The organism is Methanoregula sp. PtaB.Bin085 (genome assembly GCF_002067035.1).
Lineage (GTDB): Archaea > Halobacteriota > Methanomicrobia > Methanomicrobiales > Methanospirillaceae > Methanoregula.
Map to the genome: position 1 here is coordinate 20,826 of NZ_MVQB01000051.1, position 7,428 is coordinate 28,253.

Here is a 7,428-nt window from a genome sequence, read left to right on the forward strand (position 1 = left end):
GTCAGTCGCCCCGGAACAGGTTGTCGGCCGCGTCGAGCGGGCGGATGACGCCGAAGTGGTGCTGCCAGCCGATCTCCTTCTTTCCCACGCAGATCGTACAGACACCGAGCGGCGGCGTGCCGCGGAGCGTGATCGTCTCCGGATCGCTTATTTCAGGGGCGGCAGCGATCGCCTGCATGAGATACCGCATGCCGGTGCCCTGGATGGCGTTGGTTTCGATGATGTCGAGCCCCGTCCTGACCATACGGATGCATTCCCGGAAGACCTCCTTCTCGGCCTGCGAGATGAGGTCTGTCTTTGTCACGACCGCAACGTCGGCAAGAGCGATCATGGGGGCCATCTTGAGCGGGGTGTTGCTGCCGGAGACGGCTGAGAGTACCGCGATCCCGAACGACTGGGTTGCATAGGGCGTGCACCGGAGGCAGAGACCGGCGCTCTCCACGATCAGCATCCCCGCCTTCAGCCCCTCCGCCCATGCGATCGCATCCCGGAGGATCATGATCCCCATGTGATCGGGACAGAGGTCACCCGAGTACACTTTCCGGGCAGGGATGCCGAACTCCGCACGGAGTTCCTCGTCCTCGAACGCCCGGACAACGTCGATCTTCAGGAAGACCGGGCTCTCCGTGCTTCTGAACTCGCGGACGATCTGGCGGATCACGGCCGTCTTCCCGGCGCTCGGAGGACCCGCGACGATGACGAGCTTCATGCCGGCACGACAGGATTTTTGAGGAGATCGGCTCCGATCAGGTCGCCGGCCCGTATCCGCTCGCGGAGCTCCACGAGGAAAGCGTCGATGCCCGATACGTGCAAGACCATATCCCGCTCGGTCCCGCCCGGCTCGAGCACCGCGGTGACGGCGCCGTTCTTCATGATAATGCGCCGGTCGGTGATCATGGCGAGGAGCGGGTCGTGGGTCACGAAAATAACGGCCTTGTGGTAGTGCTTCAGGCACCGGATGACCTTCTCTTTGAAGATGCCGGCATTCTCCACTTCGTCAAGGAGGAGGATGGGGGTCTGCCCGATCAGGATGGCGTCAGCGATGAGGAGCGATCGGGTCTGCCCGCCGGAGAGGGACGTCATCCGCATGCCGGGAGCGATCTTCTCGCCCGTGAACTCGTTGGCGAGCGCAACAGTCTTTTCCACCAGCGCGTGGGCGTCGGTGTCGCGGGCTTTGATATGAAGGGAGAGGAACCGCTCGACCGTGAGATCCGCGATCACCCGGGTGTTCTGGGTGATGAGGGCGATGGGTTTTTTTGCCGGGTCGCGGACCATGTCGTCCGAAGGTGGCAGACCGTTTATCAGGATAGAGCGGCCGGTGACCGTGTCGCCCTGGGCCAGCACCTCGATATCGTTGACGAATGCCGATTTGCCGGACCCGGTCGAGCCGACGATCGAGACGGTATCCCCCGGGCGGAGGGCGATCCTGTCGAACCCCTCCTTCTCCCCGTACCGATTGGCACCGGGAAGGATTGCCAGTTCCCTGAACTGTTCGCTGCGCATATACTCAGGAGATCGCACCGGTACTGATATAGTTATCCAATTTTCCATAAAAATTAACCTTATAGTAACAAATATAATCTCAAAAGTGTCACTTAAAGGTTAATATGCTGTCAAAGAGGATATTCGAAACCGATTTCACCACGGCCCTGAACGAGGAGCTCGAGCGCAAGAACATGACCGTGAAGGACCTGGCGGAGCAGACCGGTATCCCCGTCTCGACCCTGTACAAGGTGACGGTGGGGGAGCGGGACCCGCGTCTCTCCACCATCAAAAAGATCGTTTCGGTTCTCGAGCCCGGCCATGACCGTTTCATTGCCGTCATCGCCGCCCGCTTCCTCCTCGACAGCCTCGACCGGCGGGAGATCGAGTCCGGAGGCAGGAGGATCGGCATCCGGGGATACTCGGCAAATTCGCTCGAGGAATGCATCATCGCTGCGGTTCGTGCAGAAAAGGACGGCGCAGCGGGCATCGTCTGTGCCCCGATCCTGGCCTCCATCGTGGAGAAGATCGTGGATATCCCGGTCGTAATGCTCCGGCCCGACCTTGCGGTGGTCAGCGAGGCGATGGCCACGCTCGCGCGGAAGGTCGGGTGATTCATGGCTGACGCGGGTAGTATCCGGATCGGGCACCTCTCGACCCTGTACCACACGGCCTTCCTCCTCCGGGGATCGGAGATCCTGCATGGGCTGGGAATCCGTGCGGACTGGAGGCTCTTTGCGTCCGGGCCGGATATCATCAACGCAATGGAGGCGGGGACGCTCGACCTCGGGTACATCGGCCTCCCCCCCGTTATCATCGGAATCGGGCGCGGTCTCCCGCTTGCGTGCATCGCCGGCGGGCATGTTGAAGGGACGATAATTGTCGGCGGGCCGGGCACCCGGACTTTTGGCGGGTGCGGGAGCATGCGGGCGTTCCTTTCGCAGTGTGCCGGAAAGGCGATCGGCACCCCGCCGCAGGGATCGATCCACGATGTCATCGTCCGCGAACTGCTCCGGGAGCACGGCATCGCGGACGTGGAAGTCAGGAACTACCCGTGGGCGGACTTCCTTGCCGATGCGCTCGGTTCCGGCGAGATCGCGTGCGCCGCAGGAACGCCGGCCCTTGCCGTGACCGCACGCCGGTACGGGAATGCCCGCCTCGTGGTTCCACCGGACCAGCTCTGGCCGTTCAATCCGAGTTACGGGATCGTGGTCATGCGGGAGATGCTGGAACAGGAGGGGCTTCTCCTTCGGTTCCTTGCCGCCCACGAGCAGGCCTGTGAGCGGATCCGCCACGATCCCGCTGCCTGCGCCCGCACCGTTGCCGCAACAACAGGGATGGTGGACGAGGCGTTTGTACAGGAAGCGTACCGGATATCGCCGAAGTACTGCGCTGCCCTGCCGCGGGAATACATTGAATCGACAATGAGGTTTGTGCCGGTACTCCACACCCTGGGATATATCCCGCGGCCGATCGGGGAGAAGGAGATCTTCGAGCCGTCGCTTATCGCCCGGGTGCACCCGGGGCGGCACCACTACAGCGACGGGATGGAGGAGTGGAGCAATCTCCCGCCCGGGAAAAACAGACGAGATACCAGATGAAACGCTCCTCCGCCGGTCCCTTCACTTCACCGCTTTCATGAACGTGTCGGACCCGACCCGGTCGATGGTTTCCCCGAGCCGTTCGGGCGCCTTGTTGTTTGCCCGGTAGAACACGATCCCCTTCTTTGTCAGGTCGATCGCATGCGCCTCTTTCAGGCAGGAGGCGATGACGCGGCCAACCTCTGCGATCCCGCCACCCTTATCGCCGGCAACCGCGATGGATCCCTGCTTGGTGCCGAAGAACCCGGGCTCCTCCATCCACAAATCTGCGCAGCAGTTCTCTCAGCCCAGGATGCCCCTCCTGAACCTGGCAGGTGCAGGTTTGCCGCTTTCCCTGTACAGTGACCATGCCAGCCCTCGGAAAAAGGCTCAATACTCCATGCCGGTCTTTTTCCTCCGGATGGAGATCACTTCGATGACCAGGCGGTCGTGAAGGATGAAGAAGATGACCCGGTAATTGCCGGATCGCATCCGGTACCGCGGGGCTGTCTTCGGTGAACCCACGATCCTGCGGACATCGTACCGCTGGTAGTCGGGGCAGTCGGCAAATCCTTCAAGATCGTCCAGGATACGCGAAACGGTTTTTTTGGGAATCTTCCGGATCTGTCTCTCCACATGCCGGGGGATGAGGATCTCGTACGGCAATCAGATCCCCAGTTCGGTCCTGACGGTCCTGAGGGTTTTTACCCGTCCGGCCCGGATATCGTCCAGGCTTGCCTTCATGTCTTCAATCTCCTCGTCCGAGAGCGGTTCATCGTCACGTGCCATGGTCGCGAGGCGCCCGATGACCTCCTCGTAGCTCTCCCGCGGGTGATGCTTGAGGCCGTCGAGCAGCTCCTTGGTCTCGTGCGAGATCCGGATCGTGGTAGACTGCATATACATATGTATACATGAGTAGACGGGATAAGGATTTTCCTATTGTTTATGCGTGCCGTCCTTCCTCGTTCCGCCCGGTCCCGCGGATCTTATTATAGAACGGGTTTAATATTCTGTACCATGGAACGAAAATATCTCATCTTCCTTGCGGCCACCATCGCGGTGATCAGCATCTACGGCATTGTCACGATGCAGCTCCTTGTCGCTCTCGCAGGTATCGCGCTTATCTTCGGCATCCTTTTCCTCGTGCGTTACATCGAGAGGCGTCCGGCCGGGTCCAGCCCGGAGAGCGAGGGGGAGGCGATCGTTGCCGCAGCGCTCGTTGCGATGGTCGGCACGATGATCTCCCAGTGGATTGTCTGGGCAGCGATCCTCGGCGTCATCCTCGTCTCCCAGCAGTCGCTTGGGCGGATCGAGAAGCGGCTGGATGCGCTGGAGCAGCGGTAAGTGTGGGGTCAGGGGTACCTCCCGCCCGCCAGTTTTTTTCCGGAGGGATACCACCCCCCCCTGCCCCATGGGGAGAGGTGGGGGATACCCCCACCCCCCCTTCCGCGCCGGGAACGAAAGGTCCCGCAATCAGCAATATGGGTTTCCTGGTGGATTCCCGTCGGGGAATCCATGACGTTTCCCTGCAGGGATCCCCCCTTTTTGCGGCAGGGGGGAGGGGGCCGGGGGGGTACCTCCCCCCACCCGGTATTTTTTTGGCTGGGGTGATCCGCCCTCCCTCTGGTTCGGGGGGTGGGGGGATCCCCCCCAGTTGTTGAGGGGGTATCAGTCTTGTTCTCGTCGGTGAAAGGCCTTTTCCTGGTACAGCTGGAGGTGGGATGAGCGGGCTGAGAGGGGGAGGGGGTGGGGGTACCCCCCCGCCCCGGGCTGGTCCTGCAGGGGGGCTGATGCAATCCAGTAACCTTCATGGTGCATAATCCCGAATCCATACATACTACACACTCTATTGAGGTACTATCTTGGATCGCAGCGAGTTCCGGACACGGCTGGAGATGATTGATGTCCTCCTGAAAGAGCAGGGCTGGGATGTTTCCGACCGATCAAAAGTCTGGAAGGAAGTCGATACCAGGCAGTCGGATTTCAGGGCGAAAATTTTCAGGACCGTGACCGAGACGCTCACAAACGACATGGAGAGCGCCTATGCCGTTACGACCCCTCCATCTCGCGCTACAAGGAGATCGAATACGAGGAAGTCCGGTACGAGAAGCCGGAAGTGATCATAGAAAAGATCGAAACCCTGGAAAAGAGCATTCAGGCCGGTCTGGGGGAACTGAAAGCCCTGTTGAAATCCGATAAAAAATAGGGAGAATCAGGAAGTCCCCAATTGTCAGACAATTCAACTACAAAGTTTATATCGCAATATATCATTCGTAAGATAATCACAGTGCCATAGAACAACTGCACCCCGCCACCGTGGCGGCCCAGGGGGCCCGACACCCCCGCCGCGAACGGATCAGCGGTGCGGCAGTAACCAGTGTACAGAATGTACAAATCCAGGGCACTGTGGGAAAGTCGTACTACATTGTGCCGCGGCCGCGGGAGTGGATGCACGGTGTTGAGGGTCATCAGAATGCTAAGGGTCATCGGACCCGAGGCAGAAGAAGAATCTGAAAGATTCTTCGACCTGAGACAGGAGAAGAACCTGAAAGGTTCTTCGACAATGGTGTGCCCGCGAAGCGTGGTGAAGCGTCAGTGAACGCCGGTCCGGCAGCATGAGGAGCTGCGCAGGATCGTTCCGGCAGGTTACCATGAACAGGGGACCGGCCGCAAACAGGGCGTTCTCGGCGCATGGTCCGGTGGAGACCGGTAGCGACCGATGAATACCATGTGATGATAGGAGTGAGAAAGCGAAAATGAGCATGTATTCAAGCACGAAGAAGAGGCCCCGAACGGCCTCCCGAAAAAACAGGGGAGGGAAGATCTCCCGGAAACAGAAGAACGTTAAGGATGCGATGACGGTGCAGGTGAAGCGCCACAAACGGGTGAAAGAAGTACTTTGCTGGCCCTGGCACATGACGCCGGGACAGCATGTCCGCCCGATCGTACTGGAAGCCATGGATATCCTGAAGAGCGAGGGATGGGTGATCGGGAAGATCCCGTATCGTGACATCCCCTTCGACATCATCGGGATCATGGGAAAGGCCTGCATCCTTGTGAAGGCGGTCATGGCAAAAGGCACGGTCACGAACGCGAGGGAGACCGCAAAGGCCCATGACAAGGATCTCAAAAAGATACAGCCGTTCTGGAACAGCGACAGCGACAACCTCCAGTTCTGGGTCTTCTCCCGCGTGGCGGGTCTGCTCCGTTACCGGGTGTACCGCGGCGGTATCTGGAACGAGGCGACCAGAACGAAGCCGGATTTGCAGGAACTGCGGCTGGAACCGGTATCTCACCGGATGCGCGCCACAGCGTAGGCCGTTCTTCTTCCCGGTCCTGGAAATGGCCCGGATTCATCATGCAGGTGCAGGGGTTTAACCCTGCCTGACCATCTTTTTCTGTCCAAGGAGTTCTGCAGGACGCCGAGGATGGGAGAACGGCGGAGTCGTTCTTCCTGTCAAAGGGTACCTGGCGACATTCGAGGGGTTTCATCAGAACCCCGAACGGGGCTGGCGGAGCCAGCTCCCCTACAAAACGACAAAGGAAGTGAAAAGAAATGGCAGATTTCGTACAGAACACCAATGTAAAAAGCTCGGTGCGCAAACTTGCGGCACCGATCGCGGACATCGATGCATTCAACACGATCGTCCAGAACGTCATCCTGAACAACCCGTTCGGGTGTGTATCGTACATGAGCGGGGGCGTCAACCACCCGCCCGTGGAGAAAACCCGCGAGTCCTACACGGCAAAGTTCGTGTACCAGGACGCGCTCGGGAAGAGTATCGGCAGGTCGTCGGAGACCTACAGCACGATCGCCGGGTTCAACGCCGGGATCGCAGCAGTACTCGCGAACACCGCCAACAACACGGCCCATGGCGGCACCCCGGCACGGGATCCCGCAGCGGACAGCTTCTCGGCGACCCTGAGGTGCCATGCCCCCAACGGGGAGATCTACATGGTGAACTTCTCGCGCCAGCAGGTCACCCTCTCCTCGTACGAGGACGATGCGATCCGCACGGTGCTCGAAACCTGGGCCGACGGTGTAACGGCCCTCGCGTAACCAAAAAATCCGGGAGGAGATATCCCCTCCTCCCCATTCTGGAGAATGGAGGTATCCCCATGTCACCACAGCTTGCCGCCGCAACCCGCACCTTCTGCCGGGGCGTGCTCCACGCCATCGGCATGTTCGATCCTGCGGTCATGACGGAGGAAGAGAAGGCGCAGGACCCGGCAGAGTACCGCACCTGGTTCTGCCTCGGCGAGACCTGCATGGCAGCCCTGCTTGCAGCCAACATTGCGGTCCCGGCCGGCATCTGGTTTGCCGGCATGACGGTACTGCCGCTGGCATTCATCGGTGCGGCGGTCC

Annotated in this window: 11 protein-coding genes and 1 pseudogene; 7 read left to right on the plus strand and 5 right to left on the minus strand. The window is 60.2% G+C overall.

What is annotated here, in order from left to right; translation table 11 throughout:
• Window position 1 precedes the first annotated feature (1 nt).
• Together A4E33_RS11015 and A4E33_RS11020 are read right to left on the minus strand one after the other, a co-directional pair.
• Window positions 2-709 (minus strand): GTP-binding protein, encoded by a 708-nt coding sequence (locus A4E33_RS11015; protein WP_292348117.1) that lies wholly within the window; start codon window positions 707-709, stop codon window positions 2-4.
• Window positions 706-1,503, minus strand: coding sequence for an ATP-binding cassette domain-containing protein (locus A4E33_RS11020; RefSeq protein ID WP_292348120.1), 798 nt, complete (start codon window positions 1,501-1,503; stop codon window positions 706-708). Before A4E33_RS11020 ends, A4E33_RS11015 begins: the two co-directional genes overlap by 4 nt.
• 104 nt (window positions 1,504-1,607) lie before the next feature.
• On the opposite strand from A4E33_RS11020, the gene A4E33_RS11025 reads away from it, so the two are divergent.
• Together A4E33_RS11025 and A4E33_RS11030 are read left to right on the plus strand one after the other, a co-directional pair.
• A complete protein-coding gene (locus A4E33_RS11025; protein WP_292348122.1) occupies window positions 1,608-2,096 on the plus strand; it encodes a helix-turn-helix domain-containing protein in 489 nt (162 codons plus the stop codon).
• A gap of 3 nt (window positions 2,097-2,099) precedes the next feature.
• Window positions 2,100-3,083 carry an ABC transporter substrate-binding protein gene (locus A4E33_RS11030; protein WP_292348124.1) on the plus strand — a complete coding sequence of 328 codons (984 nt, stop codon included), beginning with the start codon at window positions 2,100-2,102 and terminating at the stop codon, window positions 3,081-3,083.
• Between the two features lie 21 nt (window positions 3,084-3,104).
• Here the strand turns inward: A4E33_RS11030 and A4E33_RS11035 are convergent, their stop codons facing one another.
• From A4E33_RS11035 to A4E33_RS11045, 3 genes are all read right to left on the minus strand, one after another.
• Window positions 3,105-3,341: a hypothetical protein gene (locus A4E33_RS11035; RefSeq protein ID WP_292348126.1), complete on the minus strand. Its 237-nt coding sequence runs from the start codon at window positions 3,339-3,341 to the stop codon at window positions 3,105-3,107.
• A gap of 111 nt (window positions 3,342-3,452) precedes the next feature.
• Window positions 3,453-3,728: a type II toxin-antitoxin system RelE/ParE family toxin gene (locus tag A4E33_RS11040; protein ID WP_292348128.1), complete on the minus strand. Its 276-nt coding sequence runs from the start codon at window positions 3,726-3,728 to the stop codon at window positions 3,453-3,455.
• The gene (locus A4E33_RS11045; RefSeq protein WP_292348130.1) at window positions 3,729-3,959 is read right to left on the minus strand and encodes a hypothetical protein; all 231 of its coding nucleotides are present in this window, start codon (window positions 3,957-3,959) and stop codon (window positions 3,729-3,731) included.
• A gap of 120 nt (window positions 3,960-4,079) precedes the next feature.
• Here A4E33_RS11045 and A4E33_RS11050 point away from each other — a divergent pair, with 120 nt between their 5' ends.
• The 5 genes and pseudogenes from A4E33_RS11050 to A4E33_RS11070 form a co-directional block, all read left to right on the plus strand.
• Window positions 4,080-4,406 carry a hypothetical protein gene (locus tag A4E33_RS11050; RefSeq protein WP_292348132.1) on the plus strand — a complete coding sequence of 109 codons (327 nt, stop codon included), beginning with the start codon at window positions 4,080-4,082 and terminating at the stop codon, window positions 4,404-4,406.
• 518 nt (window positions 4,407-4,924) lie between these two features.
• Window positions 4,925-5,182 (plus strand): hypothetical protein, encoded by a 258-nt coding sequence (locus A4E33_RS11055; protein ID WP_292348134.1) that lies wholly within the window; start codon window positions 4,925-4,927, stop codon window positions 5,180-5,182.
• Between the two features lie 636 nt (window positions 5,183-5,818).
• Complete coding sequence (locus A4E33_RS11060; RefSeq protein ID WP_292348135.1) at window positions 5,819-6,379, plus strand: hypothetical protein; 561 nt, start codon at window positions 5,819-5,821, stop codon at window positions 6,377-6,379.
• 239 nt (window positions 6,380-6,618) lie between these two features.
• The gene (locus tag A4E33_RS11065; RefSeq protein WP_292348137.1) at window positions 6,619-7,122 is read left to right on the plus strand and encodes a hypothetical protein; all 504 of its coding nucleotides are present in this window, start codon (window positions 6,619-6,621) and stop codon (window positions 7,120-7,122) included.
• 59 nt (window positions 7,123-7,181) lie between these two features.
• A pseudogene (locus A4E33_RS11070) lies at window positions 7,182-7,428 on the plus strand (hypothetical protein); the annotation flags it as partial.